General features: G+C 44.0%; 23 protein-coding genes, 1 tRNA gene and 1 other annotated feature. Of the genes, 7 read left to right on the forward strand and 17 right to left on the reverse strand.

Translation table 11 applies throughout. The features are described from left to right. The first annotated feature begins 102 nt into the window (after positions 1 to 102). Both CHH58_RS16270 and CHH58_RS16275 read left to right on the forward strand, forming a co-directional pair. Complete coding sequence (locus CHH58_RS16270) at positions 103 to 744, forward strand: deoxynucleoside kinase (RefSeq protein WP_095230435.1); 642 nt, start codon at positions 103 to 105, stop codon at positions 742 to 744. After that, a complete protein-coding gene (locus tag CHH58_RS16275; protein ID WP_095233554.1) occupies positions 741 to 1,424 on the forward strand; it encodes a deoxynucleoside kinase in 684 nt (227 codons plus the stop codon). Before CHH58_RS16270 ends, CHH58_RS16275 begins: the two co-directional genes overlap by 4 nt. Positions 1,425 to 1,451: 27 nt before the next feature. Here the strand turns inward: CHH58_RS16275 and proC are convergent, their stop codons facing one another. The 9 genes from proC to guaB all read right to left on the reverse strand — a co-directional run bounded on the left by proC (position 1,452) and on the right by guaB (position 12,015). Beyond that, entirely contained in the window at positions 1,452 to 2,273 is an 822-nt protein-coding gene (gene proC, locus CHH58_RS16280; protein ID WP_095230439.1) for a pyrroline-5-carboxylate reductase, read from the reverse strand. A 129-nt stretch (positions 2,274 to 2,402) separates the two neighbouring features. Then, positions 2,403 to 2,495, reverse strand: a tRNA-Ser gene (locus CHH58_RS16285). 204 nt (positions 2,496 to 2,699) lie between these two features. Continuing rightward, positions 2,700 to 3,974: a serine--tRNA ligase gene (gene serS, locus CHH58_RS16290; protein ID WP_095230443.1), complete on the reverse strand. Its 1,275-nt coding sequence runs from the start codon at positions 3,972 to 3,974 to the stop codon at positions 2,700 to 2,702. 50 nt (positions 3,975 to 4,024) lie between these two features. After that, positions 4,025 to 4,226 (reverse strand) — a binding site (T-box leader). 274 nt (positions 4,227 to 4,500) lie between these two features. After that, positions 4,501 to 5,829, reverse strand: a complete 1,329-nt coding sequence (locus CHH58_RS16295; RefSeq protein WP_249275162.1) for a serine hydrolase — start codon at positions 5,827 to 5,829, stop codon at positions 4,501 to 4,503. A 107-nt stretch (positions 5,830 to 5,936) separates the two neighbouring features. After that, positions 5,937 to 6,617, reverse strand: coding sequence for a uracil-DNA glycosylase (locus CHH58_RS16300; protein WP_095230447.1), 681 nt, complete (start codon positions 6,615 to 6,617; stop codon positions 5,937 to 5,939). Positions 6,618 to 6,705: 88 nt separating this feature from the next. Further along, a complete protein-coding gene (locus tag CHH58_RS16305; protein WP_095233556.1) occupies positions 6,706 to 8,802 on the reverse strand; it encodes a TRAP transporter permease in 2,097 nt (698 codons plus the stop codon). After that, the gene (locus tag CHH58_RS16310; RefSeq protein ID WP_095233557.1) at positions 8,799 to 9,308 is read right to left on the reverse strand and encodes a DUF1850 domain-containing protein; all 510 of its coding nucleotides are present in this window, start codon (positions 9,306 to 9,308) and stop codon (positions 8,799 to 8,801) included. Before CHH58_RS16310 ends, CHH58_RS16305 begins: the two co-directional genes overlap by 4 nt. A gap of 64 nt (positions 9,309 to 9,372) precedes the next feature. Then, positions 9,373 to 10,380: a TAXI family TRAP transporter solute-binding subunit gene (locus CHH58_RS16315; RefSeq protein ID WP_095262859.1), complete on the reverse strand. Its 1,008-nt coding sequence runs from the start codon at positions 10,378 to 10,380 to the stop codon at positions 9,373 to 9,375. A 162-nt stretch (positions 10,381 to 10,542) separates the two neighbouring features. Further along, complete coding sequence (gene guaB, locus CHH58_RS16320) at positions 10,543 to 12,015, reverse strand: IMP dehydrogenase (RefSeq protein WP_095233559.1); 1,473 nt, start codon at positions 12,013 to 12,015, stop codon at positions 10,543 to 10,545. 135 nt (positions 12,016 to 12,150) lie between these two features. On the opposite strand from guaB, the gene CHH58_RS16325 reads away from it, so the two are divergent. Further along, on the forward strand, positions 12,151 to 13,107 hold the full coding sequence (locus tag CHH58_RS16325; RefSeq protein WP_170937669.1) for a YaaC family protein: 957 nt from the start codon (positions 12,151 to 12,153) through the stop codon (positions 13,105 to 13,107). A gap of 10 nt (positions 13,108 to 13,117) precedes the next feature. Here CHH58_RS16325 and CHH58_RS16330 read toward each other — a convergent pair whose 3' ends face one another. From CHH58_RS16330 to dnaA, 8 genes are all read right to left on the reverse strand, one after another. Continuing rightward, positions 13,118 to 14,191, reverse strand: coding sequence for an HD-GYP domain-containing protein (locus CHH58_RS16330; RefSeq protein ID WP_170937670.1), 1,074 nt, complete (start codon positions 14,189 to 14,191; stop codon positions 13,118 to 13,120). 70 nt (positions 14,192 to 14,261) lie between these two features. Next, positions 14,262 to 16,778, reverse strand: coding sequence for a DNA gyrase subunit A (gene gyrA, locus CHH58_RS16335; RefSeq protein ID WP_095230461.1), 2,517 nt, complete (start codon positions 16,776 to 16,778; stop codon positions 14,262 to 14,264). A gap of 43 nt (positions 16,779 to 16,821) precedes the next feature. Next, positions 16,822 to 18,750 carry a DNA topoisomerase (ATP-hydrolyzing) subunit B gene (gene gyrB / locus CHH58_RS16340; protein WP_095230463.1) on the reverse strand — a complete coding sequence of 643 codons (1,929 nt, stop codon included), beginning with the start codon at positions 18,748 to 18,750 and terminating at the stop codon, positions 16,822 to 16,824. 19 nt (positions 18,751 to 18,769) lie between these two features. Then, the gene (gene remB / locus CHH58_RS16345; protein ID WP_095230465.1) at positions 18,770 to 19,015 is read right to left on the reverse strand and encodes an extracellular matrix regulator RemB; all 246 of its coding nucleotides are present in this window, start codon (positions 19,013 to 19,015) and stop codon (positions 18,770 to 18,772) included. Beyond that, complete coding sequence (gene recF / locus CHH58_RS16350) at positions 19,015 to 20,139, reverse strand: DNA replication/repair protein RecF (protein WP_095230467.1); 1,125 nt, start codon at positions 20,137 to 20,139, stop codon at positions 19,015 to 19,017. The genes remB and recF overlap by 1 nt, the downstream gene beginning before the upstream one ends. A 30-nt stretch (positions 20,140 to 20,169) precedes the next feature. Further along, complete coding sequence (yaaA, locus tag CHH58_RS16355) at positions 20,170 to 20,391, reverse strand: S4 domain-containing protein YaaA (protein WP_095220703.1); 222 nt, start codon at positions 20,389 to 20,391, stop codon at positions 20,170 to 20,172. A gap of 159 nt (positions 20,392 to 20,550) precedes the next feature. After that, positions 20,551 to 21,693, reverse strand: a complete 1,143-nt coding sequence (dnaN, locus tag CHH58_RS16360; RefSeq protein WP_095230469.1) for a DNA polymerase III subunit beta — start codon at positions 21,691 to 21,693, stop codon at positions 20,551 to 20,553. A gap of 188 nt (positions 21,694 to 21,881) precedes the next feature. After that, a complete protein-coding gene (dnaA, locus tag CHH58_RS16365; protein WP_095230471.1) occupies positions 21,882 to 23,231 on the reverse strand; it encodes a chromosomal replication initiator protein DnaA in 1,350 nt (449 codons plus the stop codon). Positions 23,232 to 23,838: 607 nt separating this feature from the next. On the opposite strand from dnaA, the gene rpmH reads away from it, so the two are divergent. From rpmH to jag, 4 genes are all read left to right on the forward strand, one after another. Further along, positions 23,839 to 23,973, forward strand: coding sequence for a 50S ribosomal protein L34 (rpmH, locus tag CHH58_RS16370; protein ID WP_095230473.1), 135 nt, complete (start codon positions 23,839 to 23,841; stop codon positions 23,971 to 23,973). 186 nt (positions 23,974 to 24,159) lie between these two features. Beyond that, the gene (gene rnpA, locus CHH58_RS16375) at positions 24,160 to 24,531 is read left to right on the forward strand and encodes a ribonuclease P protein component (protein WP_095230475.1); all 372 of its coding nucleotides are present in this window, start codon (positions 24,160 to 24,162) and stop codon (positions 24,529 to 24,531) included. A gap of 37 nt (positions 24,532 to 24,568) precedes the next feature. Beyond that, positions 24,569 to 25,345, forward strand: a complete 777-nt coding sequence (gene spoIIIJ / locus CHH58_RS16380; protein WP_038565936.1) for a YidC family membrane integrase SpoIIIJ — start codon at positions 24,569 to 24,571, stop codon at positions 25,343 to 25,345. Next, entirely contained in the window at positions 25,345 to 25,983 is a 639-nt protein-coding gene (gene jag / locus CHH58_RS16385; RefSeq protein WP_095230477.1) for an RNA-binding cell elongation regulator Jag/EloR, read from the forward strand. Before spoIIIJ ends, jag begins: the two co-directional genes overlap by 1 nt. The last annotated feature ends 53 nt before the right edge of the window (positions 25,984 to 26,036 follow it).

A 26,036-nucleotide genomic window follows, 5' to 3' on the forward strand; every position in this document is an offset into this window, starting at 1 on the left:
GCTTTTTCCACTAGTTTCTTCCTTCACTATATCGAAGCTTGAGACCTTCTATGGTAAACTATATTTATTTGCCATACAACGTTTGAGTTTGGAGGATACATCATGTACGAGCTGCCCTTTATTGCAGTGGAAGGTCCAATTGGTGTCGGAAAGACATCATTGGCTAAAAAAATTGCGGATCACTTTCAGTATGCGTTGCTGAAGGAGATCGTAGAAGAAAACCCGTTCCTAGGCAAGTTCTATGAAAATATCGAGGAATGGAGCTTTCAGCTGGAAATGTTCTTTTTGACGAACCGCTACAAACAGCTGAATGATATTCGTAAGGATTATCTTTCCCAGAATCAGCCGGTAGTCGCAGATTATCATATCGCAAAGAATATGATTTTTGCCCAGCGTACACTTGCTGCACCGGAGTTTGATAAATACAGCAAGATCTTCTCTATTCTGACAGAGGATATCGCGCTGCCAAATATGGTCATCTATTTGGATGCCAGTTTGGAAACATTACTTGAACGGATCGAAATGCGTGACCGAAAAGCGGAACAGCATATCAAGCCGGATTACTTGAAGCAATTGTCTGCTGATTACCAGACCTTCATGGATCGTTTCGAACAAGACAACCCGCACATACCTGTACTTCGATTAAGCGGTGATGAGTTGGATTTTGTAAAGAACGAGCAGGATTGGAAGTATATTTGTGACAGGATCTCCTCTCACTTGGATAAAGGAGTAACATCATCATGAACCTTAGAGAGAAATACCATATACCCGCAGACAGTGTCATTACTATTGCAGGTACAGTAGGTGTCGGAAAATCGACAATGACACATGCGTTATCAGATGCACTGGACTTCCGTACAAGCTTTGAGAAAGTAGACGGAAATCCTTACTTGGATAAATATTATGCTGACTTTGAACGCTGGAGTTTCCACCTTCAAGTATACTTCCTGGCAGAACGCTTCAAGGAGCAAAAACGAATCTTCGAATACGGTGGCGGATTCATCCAAGACCGTTCTATTTATGAAGATACAGGAATCTTTGCTAAAATGGCGTTTGAAGAAGGTAATATGTCCAAAGTAGATTATGAAACATATCGTTCTCTCTTTGATGCGATGGTTATGACGCCTTACTTCCCTCATCCGGATTTATTGATCTACTTGGAAGGATCCTTCGATCATATCATCAGCCGAATTAAACAGCGCGGCCGGGAGATGGAACAGCAAACACCAATCAGCTATTGGGAAGAGATGTTCCATCGCTATGAGAAATGGATCAATGATTTTAATGCTTGTCCTGTACTTCGAGTGAATATAGCAGACTATGATTTATACAATCCAAATACATCAATTGAACCGATTTTAGAGAAGGTCGGCCATTTTATCCAGCATTCCCGTAAATGGACATCCCGCCAGCCTTCCAAATAAAAAAAACCGCCATCATAGGCGGTTTTTTTATTTGATGAATGCTTGTCCCATTTCCTTCGATCGGGCAGCCGCTGCTTTGACACATGCCTGAATAGCTGCTTTGACACCTTGCTCTTCCAGCACACTGATACCCGCTGCAGTCGTGCCGCCAGCACTGGTGATGTTCGCACGAAGCTGAGCCGGGGTTAGATCTGACTGCTCAAGCATCTTCGCAGCTCCTTTGAAAGTCTGGATCAACAGTTGTTTGCCTACACTGTCATCCAGACCAACTTGAGAGCTTGCTTCCTCTAACGCTTCCATCATGTAATAAAGATAAGCCGGACCGCTGCCGGAAATGGCAGTGACTGCATCCATAGCCTCTTCCTCTACCTCTACAGCCTCTCCAACAGTCTTAAATAGACTGCTAATAACCTTCATCTCCTCACTACCTGCATGTACTCCTGCAGCGACTGCTGTAGCTGCCTCAAGAATTGTAGCGGAGGTATTAGGCATAGCCCGAACAACCGGCTGATTGGATGGTAGATAGCTTTCCAGAAAAGAAGTGTGAATTCCTGCCAATATCGATACGACAATTTGTTTTGAATTAAGTTTTGCTGCTTTCAAAGATGATAACGCAGTTTCGGCATCTTTCGGTTTCATTGATAAAATAATAACGTCTGCATCTTTCAAGAGGTCCGTCTGATTCCGCGTAATCGTTACTCCATATGCTCCATGCAATTCCTGTAACCTCGCATCATTAGCATGATTCGTCAGCCATATACTTTTCGCTGGGAGATGCTCTGCTGCGATTAACCCTTTAACGAGCGCTTCCGCCATTGCGCCTGCACCTACAAATGCTATTTTCTTCATAAATGCCTCCGTTCCACGTGAAACAAGTTTGTAGTATTATCCGATGCTTCTTTTCAGAAGTCAATAAAAAAATCGTTACGGGTTAACCGTAACGATTTATGTATATTAATTTTATATGTTTGTAAAATATGGAGGAGGAAGAGGGATTCGAACCCCCGCGAGCCGCTAAGCCCCTGTCGGTTTTCAAGACCGATCCCTTCAGCCAAACTTGGGTATTCCTCCGTAAGACAAGTACTAATATATCATGTAGTATATCCATATGTCAACAAAATATTAAAAAAAGGTGAAGGAGGAGAAATTCCAACCCTTGAACGAGCCACTGTCGGTTTTCGAGACCGATTCTTTCAGCTCGATCTAGGGTACCCCTCCATGCGCTTTTGTATCCAAAAGCTATCTCACCATATTTTCAAGTCTACTGTCAACCCTTTAGCGGATTTCAGTCTTACCGCCCATGTAAGGTACCAATACTTCTGGAACCTTCACGGAACCATCAGCCTGCTGGTAATTCTCCAGGATAGCAGCAACTGTACGGCCTAGTGCCAATCCAGATCCATTCAATGTATGAACAAATTCCGGTTTGCTCTTCTCATCGCGTCTAAAACGAATGCCAGCACGACGCGCTTGGAAGTCCTCGAAGTTGGATACAGAAGAGATTTCACGATACGTACCGCTGCTTGGAAGCCAAACTTCCAGGTCGTATTTTTTCGCAGCTGTGAAACCAAGATCGCCTGTACACATGCTCATGACACGGTATGGCAGACCTAGCAGCTGCAATACTTTCTCTGCATGTCCCGTGATTTCTTCCAGAACGTTATAGGAATCCTCAGGCTTAACAAACTGTACAAGCTCTACTTTGTTGAACTGATGCTGGCGAATCAGACCGCGTGTATCCCGGCCGGCAGACCCAGCTTCAGAACGGAAGGAAGCACTGAAAGCTGCGAATCTCTGTGGCAGCTGATCGCCTTTCAAGATTTCTTCGCGATAGTAATTCGTTACAGGAACCTCTGCTGTAGGCACGAGGAAATAATCCCAGCCCTCAACCTTAAAGGCATCTTCTTCAAATTTTGGCAGCTGGCCAGTTCCTGTCATGCTTGTTCTGTTCACCATGTATGGCGGAAGCATTTCCTGATACCCGTGCTCATCGGAATGCAAATCCATCATGAAGTTAATCAATGCACGCTCCAAGCGGGCACCTAATCCTTTGTAGAATACAAAACGGCTTCCTGTTACTTTAGCAGCTCGTTCGAAGTCTAGTATGCTTAAGTCTGTTGCAATATCCCAATGGGCTTTTTCTTCAAAATCCTTTTGCTGCACTTCTCCCCATTTGCGTGCTTCTACATTATCGTCCTCGGATTCGCCGACAGGGACGCTCTCATGCGGAATATTTGGGATAGAGAGTAATAGCGTATCAAGCTCACTTTCGACATCTCGAAGCTCCTCGTCGTATGCTTTAATTTGGTCGCCTACTTCGCGCATTTCTTTGATTTGAGCATCAGCATCTTGTTTCTCTTTTTTAAGAACAGCAATCTGCTTGGATACCTCATTACGCTTTGCTTTCAGTTCTTCTGTACCATTGATCAGTTTGCGGCGACGGTCATCCAAATCCCCGAATTTATCTAGATCAGTTAAATCTTCACCGCGATTCTGCAGCTTCTGTTTTACTTCTTCAAAGTTTGAACGTAGAAATTTCATATCCAGCATATGTGCTTCCTCCTTTTTTCTTGAACAAAAAAACATCCCATCCCTATAGAAAAAGGGACGAGATGTTTCACCCGCGATACCACCCTGGTTGAAGACAAAGAAGTCTTCCGGCTCGGCAAGGTAACGGTTTGTACCGGGTATGTTTCCATACCATTCCAGGATGGATTCACCTACAGCGCTGCATCGATTTTCACCAGCCATCGACTCTCTTAAAGCATGCTGTAAGTTACTAGTTCCTATCATCACGTTGTTGTTATTCTTCCTAAAGAATAGCTAATTTCAGGTAATTATGCAAGTATGATATGCAATTCCAGCTCTAGCTTCTACATACTAAAGGGATTTTATACAAGAAAACCGGAAAAGACTGAGTCTTTTCCGGTTTTGTAGGTTTTGGCTTGATGTTGTCTTGCTACAGAAACCAGAAACTTCGCCATAAGCGATAAGTCCCTGCGGAAGGAAGAACACCTTCCTCCGGGCTTTCTCACTTATTCCTCCGTTTCTAAGCGTTCTTTTCTGCTTTTATTAATTAAAACCAGCCTTTAACAGTATCAGTAACACTAGTAAAAATACCTGCGAAGAAATCACCGATTGCGCCTAGGGAGAGCATGAACCAGTTTGATTTTTCTACATCTTCAGATGCTACAACGTCAACAGTATAGGAGCCTCCGTTGATGTTGCCTTGGTCATCTCCGTCATAGACGAGTGTCGCAGTTCCGACTTTGTCGCCTTTTTTCACTGGAGCAACCAGTTCGCCATCTGCATCCAGCTTGTCCTTGTCGACTTTGTATTCCAAGTGGTATTTATCTTCTTCGCCATTCTTTACAGAAGTGGTAACTGCATCTTTTGTTGATATGGCTACACTATCTTCTTTTCCTTTTGCAACTGGTACAGAAGCATGGTCCTTGATTTCTGTTCCTGCTTTGTAAAGTTCAGCCTGCTCAAATTGATTGAAGCCGTAATCAAGCAGTTTTGCTGTTTCCTGGAAGCGTGCTTCTTCACTAGCTGACTTCATGATAACAGTTATATAACGCTGTCCATCACGTTCAGCCGTACCTGTGAAGCAGTAGCCTGCTACGTCTGTATGACCTGTTTTTAAACCATCCATACCTTCATAGCCATATGCTTCTAAGTATCCAGGCATGTTTGGTAGCATCCAGTTCCAGTTCGTGATTTGTTTACCGTCGAAATCTGTTTGCGTAACGCTGGAAACCTCGAGTGCTTCTGGGTGATCCTTGATCAAGTTATATGCCAAGATACCAGTAGACTTTGCAGTCATCAGGTTTTCGTCGTTGACATTCGTTCCCTCTGCTCGGTTATCACCTAAGTCAGAGTTGGAAAGACCGGAAGAGTTAACGAATTTATAATCCTTCATACCGATTTCTTCAGCTTTTTCATTCATCATTTTGACGAATTCCGTCTCACTGCCGCCTACAAGCTCTGCAAGTACTATCGTTGCGGCATTATCGGAATTAATGGCCATACCGTTATAAAGATCGCGAACCGTATAATCCTTGTTCTGCGTGAGTCCTGTACCGGAAAAATCCGTATTAGAAGAAATGCTGTACGCATAGTCACTTACTTGTGTTGTCGTATCCCAGGAGATATCCCCTGCTGCAATTGCATCCAAGATGAGATATTCGGACATCATCTTCGTCATACTTGCTGGAGGTAAAGTGAGATCTGCCTGCTTCGCATATAATATTTCACCAGAGTTGGCGTCTATTAGAATTGCGGATTCCGCTTCAATATCCAAGCCTTCCGCAGCTTGTGTGTCTAGTGGCTTCGCTAGAAAAGTGTTAAACGTAATCAGCATCGCGAGCAAACCGATCATCGATGCTTTCAAAAGATGTTTCAAAGTCTTCCTACCTCCACAAAAAATAGAATCGTTACTGTGCATCCCCGCTATTTTACCATAGACGATAGGTAGAGGGGAACGTACTTTGTACCGATTCTACATTTTGTTCACAGGTCTGGAATACACCAGTCAATTGGCTCTAATCCATTATTTTCTAATATCTCGTTTGTCTTAGAAAATGGCTTGCTTCCGAAGAATCCGCGCCTTGCTGATAAAGGACTTGGATGGACAGAAGTAAGTGTATAGTGCTTCTCCGTATTAATCAGCTTCTGTTTCTCCTGAGCATGCTTCCCCCAAAGAATGAATACAACGGGATCTTGCTTCTCATTCAATGATTCAATGACACGGTCCGTGAAGTGCTCCCAGCCTTTGCCTCGGTGAGATGCTGCCTGATGTGCTTCTACGGTCAAAGCTGTATTCAAAAGCAGCACGCCTTGTTCCGCCCAACGCTTCAAATAACCATGTGTCGGAATCGGGCAGCCGATATCATCTGCCAGCTCTTTGTAGATATTTACAAGTGATCTCGGAATAGCCACCTCGGGCTGCACTGAGAAACTAAGACCATGTGCCTGATTTGGTCCATGATATGGATCTTGTCCTAATATGACCACCTTCGTGTTCGCAAATGATGTTACTTGCAATGCTTCATAAATGTGGTGCATCTCCGGATAGATTGTCCGCTCCTGATATGCTTCTTTTAAAAAGCCTCGCAGCTCCTTATAATAGTCTTTTTCAAATTCACTCTGCAGGATATCCTGCCAGTCATTATCAATTAGTTGTTTAGCCATACCACTCCACCTCCAGGACATTGTATCAGACCTATACCCTTTATGAATAACGAAAAAAGCCACCCTTATGAAAAGGGCAGCTTCTAAATCAGCTTGTAACCGGCTGATTCATTTCAGATCTTTTATACATGTATTGGAATGCGATTAGGGCAGCGAAAACAATGATACCCGCAATACTGAACCAGACTCCAGGATAGATTAAAGCAAGACCAGCAGCCAGTGCCACAAGACGCTCTGGCCAGTACAGTCTGCGGAACCAATAGCCGATCATTCCAGCTCCAATGGCAATCATCCCTAAGAAGGCTGTAACGAATATCCAAGCCACTTGCAGATAATTGCTTGTGCCAACCAGCAGCAGTTCCGGAGCAAATACGAACATATATGGAATGATGAAAGCCGCGATTGCCAGCTTCGTCGATATGACCCCTGTTGCAATTGGCCGGCCTCCCGACATACCAGCTGCTGCAAATGCAGCCAAAGCAACTGGAGGCGTAATATCAGCCATGATACCGAAATAAAAAACAAACATATGCGCTTGCAGATCACTGATTCCAAGCAATATGATTGCTGGTGCTGCAATCGTCGATGTGATGATATAGTTAGCGGTCGTCGGCGCACCCATACCAAGAATAAGGGATGCAATCATCGTAAAGAACAACGTCCAAAACAATTGTTCATTTGCAAGTCCTACCAAGCTGTTAGCAAGGCTCAGACCAAGCCCTGTTTTGGTAACTACTGCGACGATGATTCCTGCTGCTGCAGTTGCTGCAATTACAGCAAGGGCAGTCCTTGCACCGTCTACCAATGCTTCAATCGTCTCTAAGAAGTTACGGTCGAAGAAATAGCTGACGATTACCGTAGCGATGGCTGCAATAATCAATCCATTTTGAATGGACATACTGCCAGTTACTCCGCTGTAAATCAAATATGCAACCAGTACAACTCCGAATACAATTGGGTACAGATGACGGTAAACTTCCTTTCTGATTAACGCCACAAGCACACACGTGACGATTCCATATAATGCCGCTCGCATGATGCTGAGCCCGGAGCTCAAATAAAACACCATAGCAATTATGGGAAGCAGCAGATACAGTTTGCTAAGAACTTCCTTCTTGTTCGGAAGTTCTTCTTTTTTGAGACCTCTCAATCCAGTTCGCTTCGCTTCAAAATGGGTCATGATCCAAATGCCGGCAAAATAAAGTATAGCTGGAATGATAGCTGCTTTGGCAATAGTCCAGTAGCTAACCCCGATGAATTCAACCATCAGGAAGGCAGCTGCTCCCATGACTGGCGGCATAATTTGACCTCCGGTAGAAGATGACGCCTCTACAGCTCCTGCGAAATTCTTAGAATAGCCAAGTCTCTTCATCATTGGAATGGTGAATGATCCTGATGTCACCACGTTGGCTACTGAGCTGCCGCTTACTGTTCCTTGCAGCGCACTGGAGAAAATGGCTACTTTCGCTGGGCCTCCAATTCTCCTTCCGGCAACTAGCAAAGCAAGATCATTAAAATACTGCCCGACTCCTGTCTTTACCAAAAAGGCACCGAACAGAAGGAATAAGAAAATGTACGTAGCCGAAACACCAATTGGTGTACCTAGCATACCTTCTGTCGTAAAGAACAGCGAGTATACGAGTGTATCCAAATCCACACCAGGATGGACGATGAAATCAGGCAACTGACGGCCCCAGTAAGCGTATGCCATAAATAGAATGGCAATAATGACAATCGGCAGTCCGACAGTACGTCTTGTCGCTTCCAAAACGAGAAGAACAGCTATAGATCCCGTAATGAAATCCATGGTCGTCATCTGTCCACCTTGGGCAATGATATTGTCATACATCACCGGCCAATAAGCACCGATATAAAAACCGAGTGCAGCTAATAGATAATCATACCAGGCAATCCTTTTCTCTTTGCTTTTCCGGTTAACCGGGAACAACAGATAAATCAGGACTAGACCGAATCCTAAATGGATGGATCGGTGAATCTGGGTAGGTACATTTCCGAAAGTAGCGGTATACAGCTGGTATAAGGAAAATGCGAGCAAAAGGAAAAAGACGATGGCACCCATGATGCCTGCAAGTTTCCTGAAATTCGATTCACTATCGTATTTCTCAATCAGCTGCTGTTGTTCCTGTTCCGACAATATGTCTAGCTTCATAGCTTTTTCATTCATTCAAGCAGCTCTCCTTTCCATAAGTTCCATAAACTCGTGTATTCTGCTTGGATTTTAATGGAGACACCTGGTCCGATGTTATCTTGGAGAGAATAGCTATGCTTCTGATAGACCAGCTGGTGATCTGCCACCACTTCTCCGATTGTCAGATTGAGGCTATCCTGATAGCCCTTCATATTCCGTATATAATATTTTCCATCCTTCATCTCGAATGTTTCACCGGGCTTTGCATTTGCTGGCATGCCGACTGCAGTATCTTCGTAAACAAGCTGATACGGGTATAATCTTGTTTGATTGATTGTGTATTCTTCCGTCACATCAGAACGATGGATGGAATGGGTGTATCGGATACTTACATGTGCTTCATTCTCGATCGGCAAATAAGTAAGAAGACGATTACTCTGCAAATCTTTACAGGCGAGTATATGCCGGAAGGGAACAAATATGTACAACGCAATCAGCGTCATGACCAGAATACCGATTAAAAGAATGATGCGAAACCGCAAATCTTTACACCTGCTTTTTGTAAAAAAACGCCGGTAAACAAGCTACCGGCGTTTCCGTAATATATCAGAAAGAAGGCAGTTCTACTCCTGCTTCCTCCAAATATCTCTGGGCACCTGGATGGAACGGGATACTGACACCGTCGGCAGCTGTTTCAGCTTTGATGAACTCTGCTTTTTGATGACCAATATCTCCTGTATTCTCATACAATGCCTTTGTCATGTTATAGACAAGCTCTTCATCCATACCTTCTGTCGTGACAAGCATTGCATTGACGGATACCGTTTCTACCGGCTCTTCCAGATCATAAGTTCCTGCCTCGATCGTATAGGCCGCATAGTATGGTAATTCCTCTAATAACTGATCGATTTTATCCTGTTCAAGGCCAACAATTGTTACCGGCGTTGTAGCTGCTAAGCTCTCGATTGCACCTGTTGGTGTACCTGCTGTGATGAATGCTGCATCGATGTTTCCATCCTGCATTCCAGCTGTGGATTCTCCGAAATCGAGATTCTGTGCTTCCACATCATCCACTGTCATACCGTAAAGCTTGAGGATATCCTCCGCACTGGCATTTGTTCCCGAACCAGGCGCGCCAATGGAAACAGTCTTTCCTTTCAAGTCTTCCACTGTTTTAATTCCGCTTGCTTCTGTCGCTACAATTTGGATTGTTTCTGGGTAAAGAGAGCCGATGGCACGGATGCTATCGATCGGTTTGCCATCAAACATCAGCTTTCCGTCTGTTGCATAGGCAGCGATATCAGTCTGAGTAAAAGCAACGATATCATCATTACCTTCGCTCAATGTATTCATATTCTCGACTGATGCACCAGTCGAGGTAGCTGTCGCTTTTACATCATCCACATTGGAATTAAGAATTTCGGCAATACTTCCACCAAGCGGATAATATGTCCCCTCCGTTCCTCCTGTGAGCAACGTAATGAATTGCTGTCCGCCTTCTTCATCATCGCCGGAATCCCCTGATCCCCCGGTTGTTCCTCCTCCGCATGCGCTGAGTATGAGTGCTAACAACGTCATAAGGACTACTGCTGAAAGTGATTTTTTCATTTTCATTCGTTCATCTCCCCCTTGAGATTAATAATTCTCCATAACGTTAGCAAACCCTTTCCATATTTACAATATTATTTATATTGCAAAAAGTCTGTTTATTTGTTAGATTATGTACTATAAAAAAGAAACGACGCCGATTTTGGCGTCGTTTCAGAATATGATTAGTTAACGGGAATAGTTCGGTGCTTCTTTTGTAATTTGAACATCGTGCGGATGGCTTTCACGCAATCCTGCACCAGTCATACGAATAAACTGCGCATTCTCACGGAAGTAATCAATATCAGGGGCACCACAGTAGCCCATGCTCGCGCGCAAGCCACCAAGCAACTGGTGAACCGTATCAGATAGTGATCCTTTGTATGCGACACGACCTTCGATGCCTTCTGGAACCAATTTCTTCGCTTCTTCTGTTTCACCTTGGAAGTAGCGGTCTTTGGAGCCAGACTTCATTGCACCGACAGATCCCATACCGCGATACACTTTATATTGACGACCTTGGAAGATTTCAGTCTCACCAGGGCTTTCTGTTGTACCTGCAAACATACTGCCGAGCATAACAGCATGTCCGCCTGCTGCGATCGCTTTAGCGATATCACCGGAATACTTGATTCCGCCGTCAGCAATGATGGAGACGCCATGCTTTTCTGCTTCCGCTGCACAATCGTGCACAGCAGTGATTTGCGGTACACCTACACCAGCTACGACACGTGTTGTACAAATGGAGCCTGGTCCAATACCGACTTTTACGACGTCAGCACCAGCTTCAATCAATGCACGTGTACCTTCTGCTGTCGCTACGTTACCAGCAATCAAGTCAACTTCAGGGAACTTGTCTTTGATTGCTTTAACCTGCTCCAAAACACCTTTGGAGTGACCATGAGCTGTATCAACAACAAGTACGTCTACACCTGCGTCTACCAATTTACTGATACGAGTCATTGCATCACCAGTGACCCCAACAGCAGCTCCTACTAACAAACGTCCATGTTTATCTTTAGCAGAATTCGGGAATTCAATCACTTTCTCGATATCTTTGATTGTGATTAAACCTTTCAGCACACCATTTTCATCTACAAGCGGCAGCTTCTCGATTTTATGCTTCTGAAGGATTTTCTCTGCATCATCCAATGTAGTTCCAACAGGTGCTGTCACCAAATTTTCTTTTGTCATGACATCGGAGATCGCGATGGAATAGTCCTGTACGAAACGAAGATCGCGATTTGTCAGGATACCGATCAGTTTCTGCTCTTCTCTGTTGTTAACGATTGGTACACCTGAAATGCGGAATTTACCCATCAGATGCTCTGCATCAAACACTTGGTTTTCCGGGCATAAGAAGAATGGGTCTGTGATAACGCCGCTTTCCGAACGTTTGACGCGATCCACCTGCTCTGCTTGCTCTTCAATGGACATGTTTTTGTGGATAATACCAAGTCCACCCTGTCTAGCCATTGCAATCGCCATGCTTGCCTCTGTTACTGTGTCCATTCCTGCACTGATCAATGGAATGTTCAAAGTGATATTTTTCGTCAATGCTGTTTGGAATTTCACATCACGTGGCAGAACCTCTGATTTCGCTGGCACAAGCAAGACATCATCAAAAGTTAAACCCTCTTTAGTAAACTTATCTTCCCGCATGTTTATCCTCCTTTTATCATGAAATGTTTATATATGGTTAAAATACTGCTATTAAAACCTATTGTTACTTACAATACGCCAAGATGCGCGGTTTTTCAACTATATGAGCACGTAAAAATCATTGGAGGATTCTGTATGCATGATGAAAACGTATCCACCTTTCTTTCCTTCCTTGAAGCAGAGGATGCAGCTCTTTCCTTTCTGCAAAAAAGCTACCAGCATCTCGGTGTTCCTGATGCAGAGTCACAGAGCTATCAAAATGTTTCCGCCTTCCTTGCCTATCTGGAACATGGTAAATCTTATTATTCTTATGGAAAAAATGCCCCGCTATTAATGAAGCCTGTCTTATTATTTTACGGAATGACCCATTTTATGAAGGCAAGTTTGCTGCTGACACGTCCTGCCTACCCAGAATCCACAGCAGATCTTGCACATGGTTTGTCGACTAGGAAGCGTAAGAAGCGTGACTATCAATTCAGCATGGATGAAGTATTATTCCAGCAGCGCGGCTTATTCCCGTATTTTTCACGTCATGTGTGTAAGAGAGATCTTCATAGTGTCAAAAAGGTTTCCATGGGGGATATGTTCGGATTAGTTCCAGAACTACATGATCTTCTTTCGCTGCAGCAGGGGAAGCGTATTCTGACAGAAGTTAGCCTGAGAAAAGATGCGCTCATTCTGCCGGATTGCTTACTAGATGAGTTTCAATATACAAAACGCCGCTTTTTAGAATTCCTGGAATCTTACTCTTTTAAATTAATCGAGCAGGATCAGCTTGCAATTCAGCTTCCTGATTCGCTGTGGGAAACAGCTGGGCCGCTTTACTGCAATCCGAATAACCAACAATACTACTTTATCCGGCAGAGCTATTGGAGCAGCTTTCATGAGTGTATGGCGCATTATGCACTGCTGTATAACTTAAGCATGATTTGCCGCTATGAAGCAGAGTGGTGGACAGATCTGCTTCATGTTAACCGGCGTAACGAATATCCGCTCATCGTCCGATTTTTGGAGATTACTGCAGAAAAATTCCCTTTATTGATTGGCTCCTACATGCTAAAGCATTTTCAAGATATTAAAAAAGCACGCTGAATAGCGTGCTTCATGAGATGATTTTTTCGATGCGTATCTGCGGGATTTCAGTCAATGCTTTCACTTGCCCTGTTTCTTGCTCGCGTACCATTGGCCTAGTCGGATGGTTACTATCAGTAAAGACAATCTCAGCAAGTTCCCCAGATGATAATCTGACCGTCGTGTTTTGCTGGGCATCGACAAATGCCTGGGTAAAGTGCTGAATCATTGCCGGATCAAATCGTCTGAATTGCTCCTCCAGGATGATGTCCACCGCTTCATATGGAGATACAGCAACTCGGAAAGCACGTTCGGATATCAAAGCATGATATGTATCACAAATGGAGAGAAGACTCGCAAATGAATGGATCTTTTCCTTCGGTAATCGCAGCGGGTAACCAGCTCCATCTGCCCGTTCATGATGCTGGAGGATGGCCAGCTTCGCTTTGGAAGAGAGGAGAGAAGCCTGCTCAACCATACGATAGGAGAAGGTTGGATGCTTTTGGACGTCATCCCATTCACTATCATGCAAACGGCGCTTCTGGATGTGATACGGCTGTTTAAGTTTGGCCATACCGCAATCAGCCAGGTAAGCAGCCAAACCGATTTGCTTGATATCCGCCTCAGAAAAACCTGCTTTTTGTAAGACAGCTGCTACAAGCGCAGCCGTACCTGCTGCGTGTTCTGACAAATAATCAATCTGCTTTCGGTATGAAGGTAAATTGAACACATTTCCTTCCCATTCACTGACCTTCTCCAGAACAGGGAGAATATGTTTTCGAAGTGCAGCTATATCGACAGCGGAGCCATGCTGCCATGCGTTGAATTGCTTTTGGTAGCCTTCAGCTGCTGCTGCATAGGCATCCTGGAAATGCACTTGTATGATGGCAGGCTGAACCCTTACAGAATCCTTTTCAGGAACAAAACTGCTGCCATTCTCTAAATGACTGGCAACTGTTATTTCTTTTACGAGCATTTTTTGCAAATAAAAGATCTCCGTATCTGTCAGTACTGTCTTGCTTTTTACGAGCGGCATACCGCTTTTACCGATAACATCGGCTGTTACGATACAGCCAGCAACGAGCTGATTGGCTGAGACGATCATATCCTGCATCCTTTCATCCAAAGGTTATGTAAAAAAAAGCATTCCCACTATGGGAGCGGGAATGCTAATATCATTCTTCTTCTGTATCATCAGTCTCTGATACTACTGGTTCCTCCAGCATATCATCTGAGACATCCTCGATTTCTTCCTCTTGCTCTTTATCAATACGAGCAACAGTAGCTACCGCCTCATTCTCCTGAATACGAATCAGAATAACACCCTGTGTATTCCGGCCAGTAGACGAAATACTTGAAACAGGCATCCGAATCAATACACCGGAGACTGTAATGATCATGATATCTTCTTCACCGGTAACCGGCTTAGCTGATACCATCTGTCCTGTTTTATCCGTGATCTTGGATGTAAGGATTCCTTTACCGCCGCGATTCGTGATGCGATACTCCGACTCAGGTGTCCGTTTTCCGAAGCCTTTTTCGGTAACATTCAGGATCTCGACACCTTCATCGATTATATCCATGGACACGACCGAATCATCTTCTCCGCGCAGAGTTATCCCTTTAACCCCTGCCGCAGTACGGCCCATTGGTCTGATTTGCTCCTCTGGGAATCGGATCAGGTAACCATTCTTCGTCGCGATCATGATATGTTTATGACCATCTGTCATACGAACAGATATCAATTCATCATCCTCACGCAAGTTCAATGCGATAAGACCGCCCTTACGAATATTGGCGAATTGAGATAGGGTTGTCCGTTTGGAAATCCCTTGTTTGGTTGTGAATATCAAATACCAGTCATCTGCGAACTCTTTGACTGGAATCAAAGCGTTAATCCATTCGCCTTTTTCGATTTCCAGCATATTGATGATTGGAATACCTTTTGCTGTACGGCTGAATTCCGGCACCTCATAGCCTTTCGCACGATATACTTTTCCTTTGTTCGTGAAGAACAGAATCGTATCATGTGTGCTGGTCGAAATAAGATGTTCGACGAAGTCATCTTCGTTTGTTCCCATACCTTGGATTCCTCGGCCGCCGCGTCCTTGGCTGCGGTAAGTGTTTGAAGGCAGGCGTTTGATATAGCCTTGGTGCGTTAATGTGATAACGACATTCTCAACAGGAATAAGTGCTTCATCCTCTATGAAGTCAATACCGCCAATAACGATTTCTGTACGGCGTTCATCACCGAAACGTTCCTTGATCTCCGTCAATTCTTCACGAATGATCTCAAGCACCTTCTCTTCATCAGCAAGTATCGCTTTGAGTTCCGCAATCACTTTGACCAGTTCTTGATACTCATCTTCAATCTTGTCACGCTCCAGGCCAGTCAGGCGCTGCAAACGCATATCTAGGATTGCTTGTGCTTGCTTATCAGAAAGTTTGAAGCGCTCCATTAGTCCTTCACGAGCAATATCTGTTGTCTGGGAGGCGCGGATCAAGCTGATGATCTCATCGAGATTATCCAGGGCAATCCGTAACCCTTCCAGGATATGTGCTCTAGCTTCTGCTTTACGCAATTCGAATTCTGTTCTGCGGCGGATGATGACTTGCTGGTGATCAAGATAATGTGTCAATGCTTGTTTCAAGTTCAAAATCTGTGGTTTATCATCCACAAGGGCAAGCATATTAATCCCGAAGGATGTTTGCAGAGCTGTATGCTTGTACAAATTGTTAAGAATGACATTCGGGTTCGCATCACGGCGAACTTCGACCACGACGCGCATACCGTTACGGTCGGATTCATCCCGCAGATCCGTAATTCCTTCAATACGCTTATCACGGACAAGTTCTGCGATTTTCTCGACAAGACGTGCCTTATTCACCTGATATGGTAATTCATGCACAAGAATGGTCGATTTGCCGTTATCATGCTCGATAATTTCTGTTTTGGCACGAATCGTAATCGAACCGCGGCCAGTTTCATACGCTTTCCGAATACCGCTTCGACCCAGGATCTCAGCTGCAGTTGGGAAATCCGGACCGAATATATAATCATCCATCAATTCCTCGATAGTGATATCCGGATTCTTACTAAGTGCCAGAACCGCATTTATCGTTTCATTCAGGTTATGAGGCGGGATATTGGTTGCCATACCTACCGCAATACCTGAAGCTCCATTCACAAGCAGGTTCGGGAATCGGGCTGGCATTACGAGCGGCTGTTTCTCAGAGCCGTCATAGTTATCGCCAAAATCGATCGTATCCTTGTTGATATCACGCAAGAGCTCCATGGATATCTTGGACATACGTGCTTCTGTATACCGCATTGCCGCTGCTGAGTCACCGTCCACAGAACCGAAGTTTCCATGTCCGTCTACGAGCATATAACGATAACTGAAATCCTGTGCCATACGGACCATCGCTTCGTACACAGCTGTATCACCATGCGGGTGATATTTACCGATTACTTCCCCGACGATACGGGCTGATTTCTTATATGCCTTATCAGCATGCATACCCAAATCATGCAATGCATAAAGGATTCTGCGATGCACCGGCTTCAAGCCGTCTCTCGCATCAGGCAATGCACGCGCTACGATAACGCTCATTGCATAGTCAAGGAACGACGTACGCATTTCCTGACTTATATCTCTTTCTTGCACACTTGGACGTAATTCATCCGCCATGCGAAAACCTCCTGTCAAATTGCCGGAACCAATATTCGATTGGTTAGATATCTAAATTCTGTACATTCTCTGCGTTGTCTTGAATGAAATTCCGTCTCGGTTCGACTTTGTCGCCCATCAGGATATCAAAAATTTGGTCCGCATCGATCGCATCAGCCAAGCTGACTTGAAGCAATGTACGGTTATCCGGATCCATTGTCGTCTCCCACAGCTGCGCTGCATTCATTTCTCCAAGACCTTTATAACGCTGCAGACCCGGTTTTGGTACTTTAGGAATCTCACTCATTACACGCTCAAGTTCCCGATCATTATAAGCGTAATAAGCTGCTTTCCCTTGCTGTACTTTATAGAGTGGTGGCTGTGCGATATAAACATAGCCATTCTCAATCAATGGTCGCATGTAACGATAGAAGAATGTCAGCAGCAATGTCCGGATATGAGCACCGTCGACATCCGCATCAGTCATGATGACCAGTTTATGATAGCGTGCTTTGGAAATATCAAAGTCTTCACCAATACCTGTACCAAGTGCTGTAATCATGGCACGGATTTCATTATTAGCTAGAATTTTATCCAGTCTCGCTTTTTCAACGTTGATAATTTTTCCGCGCAAAGGCAAGATAGCTTGGAAGTGTCGGTCGCGTCCTTGTTTTGCAGAACCGCCGGCAGAGTCTCCCTCTACAACGTACAATTCACTGATTGAAGCATCCTTGGAAGAACAGTCAGCCAGTTTACCTGGTAAGCTACTTACTTCCAGTGCACCCTTACGACGGGTTAGTTCACGTGCACGTTTGGCTGCAATACGAGCACGGGATGCCATCAATCCCTTTTCAACAACGATTCGTGCTGTATCAGGGTTCTCAAACAAGAACTTGGAAAATAGCTCTGTGAATGCTGCATCAGTAACTTGACGTGCTTCACTGTTACCAAGCTTCGTCTTCGTCTGCCCTTCGAACTGCGGGTCAGGATGCTTGATGGAAATGATTGCAGTCAATCCTTCGCGTACATCATCCCCAGACAGATTCGGATCTGCCTCTTTGAACATATTGTTTTTACGGGCATAGTCATTAATAACACGTGTCAGACCGGATTTGAATCCAGCTTCATGCGTCCCGCCTTCATACGTGTGGATATTATTCGCAAAAGAGTAGATACTGCTTGTATAGCCGTCATTGTATTGTAACGCGACTTCCACAGTGATTTCAGAATCCGTATTCTCCGCATAGAACGGCTCGTGCAGTACTTCTTTGGAGCGATTAAGATGCTCTACATACGAACGGATACCGCCTTCGTAATGGAACGTGATACGCTCTGGATTTTCTTCGCGTTTATCCTCCAGGCTGATTGCGAGTCCTTTATTCAAGAAAGCAAGCTCACGAATACGGATAAGCAAAGTCTCTTTGTTATATTCAGTCGTTTCCGTAAAGATTTCCGGATCCGGCTTGAAATGTGTAATTGTACCTGTTCTGTCAGATTCACCTGTGACTTGCAGATCCCCAGCCGGTATACCTCGCTGGAAGGTCTGTTCATGGATTTTACCATCACGATGCACTTTAACATTAAGCTCCGTGGACAAGGCGTTTACTACTGACGCACCTACCCCGTGCAGACCGCCGGATACTTTATATCCTCCGCCACCGAATTTACCGCCGGCATGAAGTACTGTCATGATAACTTCCACCGCTGGGCGGCCAGTCTTCTCATGCGTACCTACCGGGATTCCACGTCCATTATCTTCAACGGTGATGCTGTTATCTTCTTCGATGATTACTTGGATATGGTCACAATAGCCAGCAAGCGCCTCATCGATACTATTATCGACAATCTCCCATACAAGATGGTGCAGACCGCGTTCACTTGTTGATCCGATGTACATTCCTGGCCGTTTGCGGACTGCTTCCAATCCTTCCAGTACCTGTATCTGATCTGCATCATACAACTGTTCTTCAGGCATTTTATCTTCCATTGCCATTTAAATCACCTGCATTTCTTTAAAGGTTATCTTCTTCTATCATTCTCGGAACCGTTGTATCAGCCCGTTTCTTCAATGTCTGCACGGATAAAGGACTAGAATAAATCCGATCAGTGGTGACAATGATAGATTTGGCTGATACATGGTCCGCTTCATCGTTTTCTGCCAAAGTGGGATCAACTGTTTTAGCAGCTTGACCGTATTCCAAGATGGCCACCACTTCTTCAGCTCTAACGACATTATTCCAACCGATCGAGATGAACATCAGGATCCTCCTGACTCACTGACAAGCTTCCCTGATTTTATTGTAAACAGTTCTGCCTGTTTCAGAGTTTTATGCTGGATACCTGATACATTCGTCGTCGAGACAAAGGTTTGGACTTTCCCCTGTATCGTTTCAAGCAGATGCGATTGCCTGCTGTCATCCAGCTCGCTTAAGACATCATCCAGCAATAGAATCGGATAATCTCCGACCTCGTTATAGATTAGTTCTATCTCAGCCAGCTTCAATGACAAAGCTGTCGTACGCTGCTGACCTTGTGAACCGAAAGCTTGTACATCTTTCCCATTCACATAAAAAGACAGGTCATCACGATGGGGGCCTGCTAAAGTTGTCCCTCTTTCCACTTCACGTGTCCGTAATTCAGAGAATTTCTCCTCATAAGCTACTTTCAGCGTTTCCTTATCGGATTCTTCTGATACGTGTAAGTTGGAAAGATATTCTATATCAAGAGTCTCCTGCTTCGTCGTGATGCTCTGGTGGATGGGCTGCGCCCATTTGCGGAGCAGTCTGAGGAAGAGGAAACGTTTCTCTAATATGATGGCAGCATGCTCAATCAACTGCTCCGTCAGCACATCAAGCATTGTCGGATCAGCCTGGCGCCGCTGCATAAGCTTCAGCAGATGATTCCGCTGCTTCAAAACTTTTTGGTATTGTCCAAGGTGGTAGATATAGACCGGCTGAATCTGGCCGATCTCCATATCAATAAAACGCCTGCGAATTTGCGGACTGCCTTTCACCAAGTTCAGATCCTCAGGAGCGAACATGACGACATTAAGCGCCCCGATATAATCACTTAGGCGTTTTTGTTCCAGATGATTCAGTTTTGCTTTTTTCCCTTTGGACGATAGGACGATCTCAAGCGGAAACCGCTGTTTCCGCTTGAGGATGCTCCCTTCTATTTTAGCATAATCTTGGTCCCATTGGATAAGTTCTTTATCTTTAGGGGTTCGATGCGATTTGGAGAAGGCGAGCACGTAGATGGCTTCCATCAGGTTCGTCTTGCCCTGTGCATTCTCGCCGATGATTACATTCACTTTATCGTCGAATTGAAGCTGCAGCTTATCGTAATTCCGATAATGCGTAAGCGTTAGCTCTTGGATATGCATGCTTAGGTCCTTTCTGTATCCGGCAGACTGCTATGCCTTTTTGACAATGAAAACTTCGGATGTCGCCGGCAGCTCTACACGATCCTCCGGATACAGCTTCCTGCCGCGTCTGTTTTCTTCCTCGCCATTGACCAGCACTGGATAATCAGCTAAATACAGCTTGACCATTCCGCCGCTCTCGACAGCATTCACTAGCTTCAGGAATTTCCCAAGCTGGATATATTCGGTGTTGATTTGAATTTCTTCGTTCATTTCCGCTCTCCTTACTTTATGTTGCCTTCTTATCATTTTACTAAAGTATCCACAACTTTGAAAGTTATTTTCATTATGCCCAATCCTTCAAGGCATCATGTTATGCACAGAAAAAAAGCACCGCCGTCGGGGCAGTGCTTTTATCCACATGTGTATAACTCAATACGTACGAACTGGTGTAATCAGCTGCAGCAAGTCCTCATCATCCGTTGGACGGATAAGGAATGGGCGCATCGCTCCCGTGAATTCAATCTTCACTTGCTCACTTTCAATGACCTTCAGTGCATCCATCATATATTTGGCACTAAAGCTGATTCGCAATTCTTCTCCTGAAATTTCCTGAACGGTTACTTCTTCTACGACACGTCCAACTTCAGGGGAATTACTGCTGATTTCCAGCTGTTCGGAATCCTGGGTTACCAGTTTCACAACATTATTTCTATTTTCTTTCGCCAGTAAGGATGCTCGGTCGATGGAGCGGAGCAGTTCCTTCGTGTCGATCAGCAATGATGTCTTGCTTTCTGATGGAATCAGACGAGATGTATCCGGATAGTTTCCTTCCAGCAAACGAGATAGGAAGTACAGATGTTTAGTTCGGAACAAGATCTGGTTATTAGTGATCCGAATTTCGACAGGATCTTGGTTTTCATCAAGGATTTTGTTCAATTCCGTCAAGCTTTTACCAGGGATGACAACATTTTGGAACCCTAATGCGGCTTCATTTGTTGAAACAGGGATCTGACGGGATGCTAAGCGGTGACTATCTGTCGCAACAAAATGCAATTGATCTTCCTGAACACGGACATTTACTCCAGTTAGCAGCGGTCGCGTTTCTTGAGTTGATACAGCAAATACAGTTTCTTTAATGACGTTTTTCAATAAGTCAGCAGGAAGTTCAAAGCTATCTTCACTATGCAGCTTCGGCAACTGTGGATATTCCTCTGCATCTTGGCCATTTAATTTGAATTCTGCACTTCCGGATCGGATTGTTACGTTCAATTGTGCATCAGATTCAATTTCTACTGCATTCATCGGTACTTTCCGAACAATTTCCGGGAAATACTTTGCTTGCAGTACAATGCTGCCAGGTTCTATTTGTTCTACATAGACAATGCCATCTTCTTCTTTTGGAATGAAGGATTCGATGGAAATATCAGAATCACTTCCTGTTAACGTAATGCCATCTTCTTTTGCTTCGATTTTCATCCCTGTAAGGATTGGAATTGCTGTTCTGGATGAGATTGCTTTCACAACATCCTGGATACTTGCTAAAAGCCGATCACGTTGTATGACAAATTTCATGATAATTGCGTTCCTCCTATGGGGGGTTCTTCTTATTAATTATTATTTATAAAAATACAGTAGTAGTAATAGGGCCTGTGATTATGTGGATAAGTATGAAAAAGACCAGTAATACCAATAAAAATACCCTGTGGATAATATGTGAATAAAAAAAGACTTTATGCACGTTTATCAACAGGGTCCAATCGTCAGAAAGATTTGAGTCTTTCTTTTATTTCATCGATGTCGCGCTGTAAATCCTGATCTACACTTAGTAGTTTAGAGATTTTCTCATGCGCGTGAATAACGGTTGTATGGTCTCTGCCGCCGAATTCTTCTCCAATTTTCGGTAAAGAGAAATCAGTCAGTTCCCTTGATAGGAACATAGCGATTTGGCGAGGGAAAGCGATAGCCTTCGTACGTTTCTTCGCAGTGAATTCTTCCAAGCGGACATTGTAGCGCTCGCCAACTTGTTCCTGAATCGCATGGATCGTAATAACTTTTGGCTTTGAGCTAGGAATGATATTTTTCAGTGCATCTGCAGCTAAGGAAGCATCAATATCCGAGTTGATAAGAGATGAATAAGCAACAACGCGTATAAGAGCACCTTCCAGCTCCCGGATATTGGTGTCTATTTGATTGGCAATGTACAGCATAACTTCATTTGGAATGTCCAGGCCTTCTGCTTTTGCTTTCTTGCGAAGGATAGCAATCCGCGTTTCCAGATCCGGAGGTGTAATATCCGTGATCAATCCCCATTCAAAACGGGACCTGAGCCGGTCCTCCAATGTTGGTATTTCTTTTGGCGGCCGGTCACTGGAAATGATAATTTGTTTATTTTCTTCATGTAACGCATTAAATGTATGGAAGAACTCTTCCTGCGTCTGTTCTTTTCCAGCCAAGAATTGAATATCATCTATAAGAAGGACGTCGATATTACGGTATTTAGCCCGAAATTCGGCTGTTTTATTATCCCTGATGGCATTGATGAATTCATTCGTGAACTTTTCAGAGGATAAGTAAACGACTTTTGCATTCGGATTATGATCCAAGACATAATGTCCGATTCCATGCATTAAATGGGTTTTACCAAGTCCGACACCACCATAGATGAATAGCGGATTATAGGCTTTGGCCGGTGCTTCTGCAACAGCAAGTGAAGCAGCATGTGCGAACCGGTTGCCTGAGCCAATAACGAATGTATCAAATGTGTACTTGCTATTCAGCATGCTTTTTGGTGATTCTGCCAACGTATCCTTTACGGCAGCTTTCTTTGGCATCGGCTGGCGGATGACTTCTTCTTCCTGCTGAAACTCTGGAATGATGAATTTCGTCTGCAGCCGATTGCCAGTCACTTCATAAAGTGTATCTCCGATCAAAGAGGAGTAGCTGCTTTCCAGCCAATCTCTGGCGAATTCGTTGGGGGCTTCAATCACAAGTGTATCTTCTTCAATTGCATAAGCTTGTGTATTTTTCAACCAAGTATCAAAGCTCGGCTTACTGATTCGTTTCTCAATTGCTTGTAATGTTTTTTTCCATAAATCCTGAATATTCTCCAACAGGCATCCCCCTTTCTGAAAAAATGAAAGAAGCAGTCACTTTCTCAAAGAACTGCATCATGATAGGTATTAAAAGGCCTTTTCGAAACATGCTAAAAAAGGATCGCGCATGCAAAAAGACCGTGCACATATATATATGGATGTGGATAGAAAATCCGCATATTAAAGGGCAATGAAGCTACTTCTTCAGTTGTCCACGTTGCTGTTGATAACTGTATCTACAGACCTGTGAATAGATGTCCACAGCTTATCCACACTCTGTGGATAACGGATTTTGGTGATGATGTTATCCAATCAGTAAAACACAGATATGATACCAGAATAATCCTTGTCTTGCAATGCTTAATCGACAGTTATCCACAAATGCCGGCGAGTGTAGACAAAATATATCCACAGCATGCGTTTATGTGTGTAAGTTGTCGAAAACCTGTGTGGAAAAAGTTATACACAGGGTTACTAGATTAACATGGGCTGTGGATAAAAGAAAGAGATGATCCAGCAAAAAATGATAGGTTGACATGTCTGCCTTTTTTTACGTATAATGTTCAAGACTGTCTATGACCTTTCGCAATTTTTTTGATATATCCTCAAGGGAGGTGTTTTATATATGAAACGTACATTCCAACCTAATACTCGTAAAAGAAAAAAAGTACACGGCTTCCGTGAACGTATGAGCACAAAAAACGGACGTAATGTTCTAGCTCGTCGTCGTCGTAAAGGAAGAAAAGTATTGTCTGCATAAGGCCACTTACGTATGTAGTGGTCTTTTTGACTTTATATACTTGATCAGTGGAAATGACACAGCCAACGCTGTGCTTTTACATGAATGGAGAAGGAGAATAAACTACAAGCTTAAATGCCGCGTTTATTCTCCTTCTTTCAAATTAAAGACTATTTCTGCAAATAGGCATGTTTGAGGGGACCCTCTATGAAGAAAGAATATCGAATCAAAAAGAATGAGGCATTCCAGGAAGTTTTCCAAAAGGGGAACTCTTTTGCGAACCGTCAACTCGTTCTATATTATAAGAAGCAGGATACAGCTGATGCACATTTCCGCATCGGTCTTTCTGTCAGCAAGAAACTTGGAAACGCTGTTATGCGAAACAAGATAAAGCGCTATTTGAGACAAGCCTTCCATGAACTGGATGAGCAGGTTGTTCCGGGCTACGATTTTATTGTCATCGCCAGGCAGCCAGCGAAGGATATGGCTTACCAGGAACTGAAAAAAAGCTTGATTCATGTGCTTTGGAAATCACATCTGCTGAAACAGCCAAACAGGAAAAATAAAGAGAAGCAATAGGGAAAGTCTTATGCAAGGAAGTTAAGGAGGAAACATGGTGCGTAAAAAAGGATTATTAGTATTGGCACTCGTGCTGCTCGTCGCTGCCTTAGCAGGCTGTGCGCCGAACACTGATCCAATCACTTCGGAAAGTACTGGGTTCTGGAATCAGTATTTCATCTACCCGCTATCTTGGTTGATTGCTTATTTCGCTGATCTTACAGGCGAGAACTTTGGTCTTGGGATCATCATTGTAACAGTGATCATCCGTTTAGTATTGCTGCCATTGAACATCAAGCAGTTGAGAAGTTCTCGGGCAATGCAGGAAGTTCAGCCTGAACTGAAAGAACTTCAGAAGAAATACAGCTCCAAAGATGCAAACACACAACAGAAATTACAGCAGGAAACAATGCAGCTCTTCCAGCGTCACGGTGTAAATCCGTTAGCAGGATGTCTGCCGATCATCGTACAGATGCCGATTTTGCTTGCGTTCTATCAAGCAATCAGCCGTACAGAAGCAATCAAGGAACATAACTTCCTTTGGGTACAGCTTGGAGCCCCGGATCCATATTTCATTCTGCCAATCGTAGCAGGTCTTGCAACATTCCTGCAGCAGAAATTGATGATGGCAGGAAACACAGCTATGGCTGCAAATCCGCAAATGACGATGATGCTATATATCATGCCTGTCATGATTACTGTATTTGCACTATTCCTTCCATCAGCTTTGGCATTGTATTGGGTAGTCGGTAACATCTTCATGGTGGCACAGACATTACTTATTAATAAACCGATGATGTCGAAAAACAAAGCACAGGCAGACAGCAAGAAATAATGAAACAGCTGACTGCTCGCGGCAAAACCGTAGATGATGCGATTCAATCAGCTTTACAGCAGTTACGTATTTCTAAGGAAGAAGTCGAAGTCACTGTAATCGATGAAGGAAGCAAAGGCTTCCTCAATCTGTTCGGTGCCAAACCGGCAGTAGTCAAAGTGGTCGTGAAGACCGATAATGTACAAGCAGCAAAAAATTATTTGGAAAGTGTTATTCGCCATCTGCACCCAGGTACAGAGGTGGAGATCACGGCCCGTAAGAAAAAGCATGTGATGTTTACACTTAGCGGAGAAAACCTCGGCATGTTGATTGGAAAAAGAGGACAAACGCTCAATGCGCTGGAACAGTTGGTCGAACAGTTTCTTCATCAGCAAAAAGCATATCACTTTACCGTTACCGTCGATGCGGAAGGATATCGGTCAAGAAGACGGGAAACGCTTGAAATGCTAGCTGTCCAGGCTGCCAGCAAGGCATTGGCGCTGCAAAAAGCAATTCCTCTTGATCCAATGCCGGCTAGCGAACGGAAAATCATCCATGCGGCAGCTCAAAAGCAAAAGGGTGTCGAAACCGTTTCGAAAGGTAAGGAACCGAATCGGTATATAGTCATCCAACCAGTAAAGGAAAAGTCTTGGCAATAATGCCGAGACTTTTTTTATATTCTCCATTCACATGTGGATAACTCAAGCTATCA

Source organism: Terribacillus saccharophilus (genome assembly GCF_002272745.1).
Taxonomy (GTDB): domain Bacteria; phylum Bacillota; class Bacilli; order Bacillales; family Amphibacillaceae; genus Terribacillus; species Terribacillus saccharophilus_B.

Coding starts and splice junctions, on each gene's coding strand:
- CHH58_RS16270 (WP_095230435.1), top strand. CDS start 103: ATGTACGAGCTGCCCTTTATTGCAGTGGAAGGTCCAATTGGTGTCGGA.
- CHH58_RS16275 (WP_095233554.1), top strand. CDS start 741: ATGAACCTTAGAGAGAAATACCATATACCCGCAGACAGTGTCATTACT.
- proC (WP_095230439.1), bottom strand. CDS start 2,273: ATGAAGAAAATAGCATTTGTAGGTGCAGGCGCAATGGCGGAAGCGCTC.
- serS (WP_095230443.1), bottom strand. CDS start 3,974: ATGCTGGATATGAAATTTCTACGTTCAAACTTTGAAGAAGTAAAACAG.
- CHH58_RS16300 (WP_095230447.1), bottom strand. CDS start 6,617: ATGGCTAAACAACTAATTGATAATGACTGGCAGGATATCCTGCAGAGT.
- CHH58_RS16305 (WP_095233556.1), bottom strand. CDS start 8,802: ATGAATGAAAAAGCTATGAAGCTAGACATATTGTCGGAACAGGAACAA.
- CHH58_RS16315 (WP_095262859.1), bottom strand. CDS start 10,380: ATGAAAATGAAAAAATCACTTTCAGCAGTAGTCCTTATGACGTTGTTA.
- guaB (WP_095233559.1), bottom strand. CDS start 12,015: ATGCGGGAAGATAAGTTTACTAAAGAGGGTTTAACTTTTGATGATGTC.
- CHH58_RS16325 (WP_170937669.1), top strand. CDS start 12,151: ATGCATGATGAAAACGTATCCACCTTTCTTTCCTTCCTTGAAGCAGAG.
- CHH58_RS16330 (WP_170937670.1), bottom strand. CDS start 14,191: ATGATCGTCTCAGCCAATCAGCTCGTTGCTGGCTGTATCGTAACAGCC.
- gyrA (WP_095230461.1), bottom strand. CDS start 16,778: ATGGCGGATGAATTACGTCCAAGTGTGCAAGAAAGAGATATAAGTCAG.
- gyrB (WP_095230463.1), bottom strand. CDS start 18,750: ATGGCAATGGAAGATAAAATGCCTGAAGAACAGTTGTATGATGCAGAT.
- remB (WP_095230465.1), bottom strand. CDS start 19,015: ATGTTCATCTCGATCGGTTGGAATAATGTCGTTAGAGCTGAAGAAGTG.
- recF (WP_095230467.1), bottom strand. CDS start 20,139: ATGCATATCCAAGAGCTAACGCTTACGCATTATCGGAATTACGATAAG.
- yaaA (WP_095220703.1), bottom strand. CDS start 20,391: ATGAACGAAGAAATTCAAATCAACACCGAATATATCCAGCTTGGGAAA.
- dnaN (WP_095230469.1), bottom strand. CDS start 21,693: ATGAAATTTGTCATACAACGTGATCGGCTTTTAGCAAGTATCCAGGAT.
- rpmH (WP_095230473.1), top strand. CDS start 23,839: ATGAAACGTACATTCCAACCTAATACTCGTAAAAGAAAAAAAGTACAC.
- rnpA (WP_095230475.1), top strand. CDS start 24,160: ATGAAGAAAGAATATCGAATCAAAAAGAATGAGGCATTCCAGGAAGTT.
- jag (WP_095230477.1), top strand. CDS start 25,345: ATGAAACAGCTGACTGCTCGCGGCAAAACCGTAGATGATGCGATTCAA.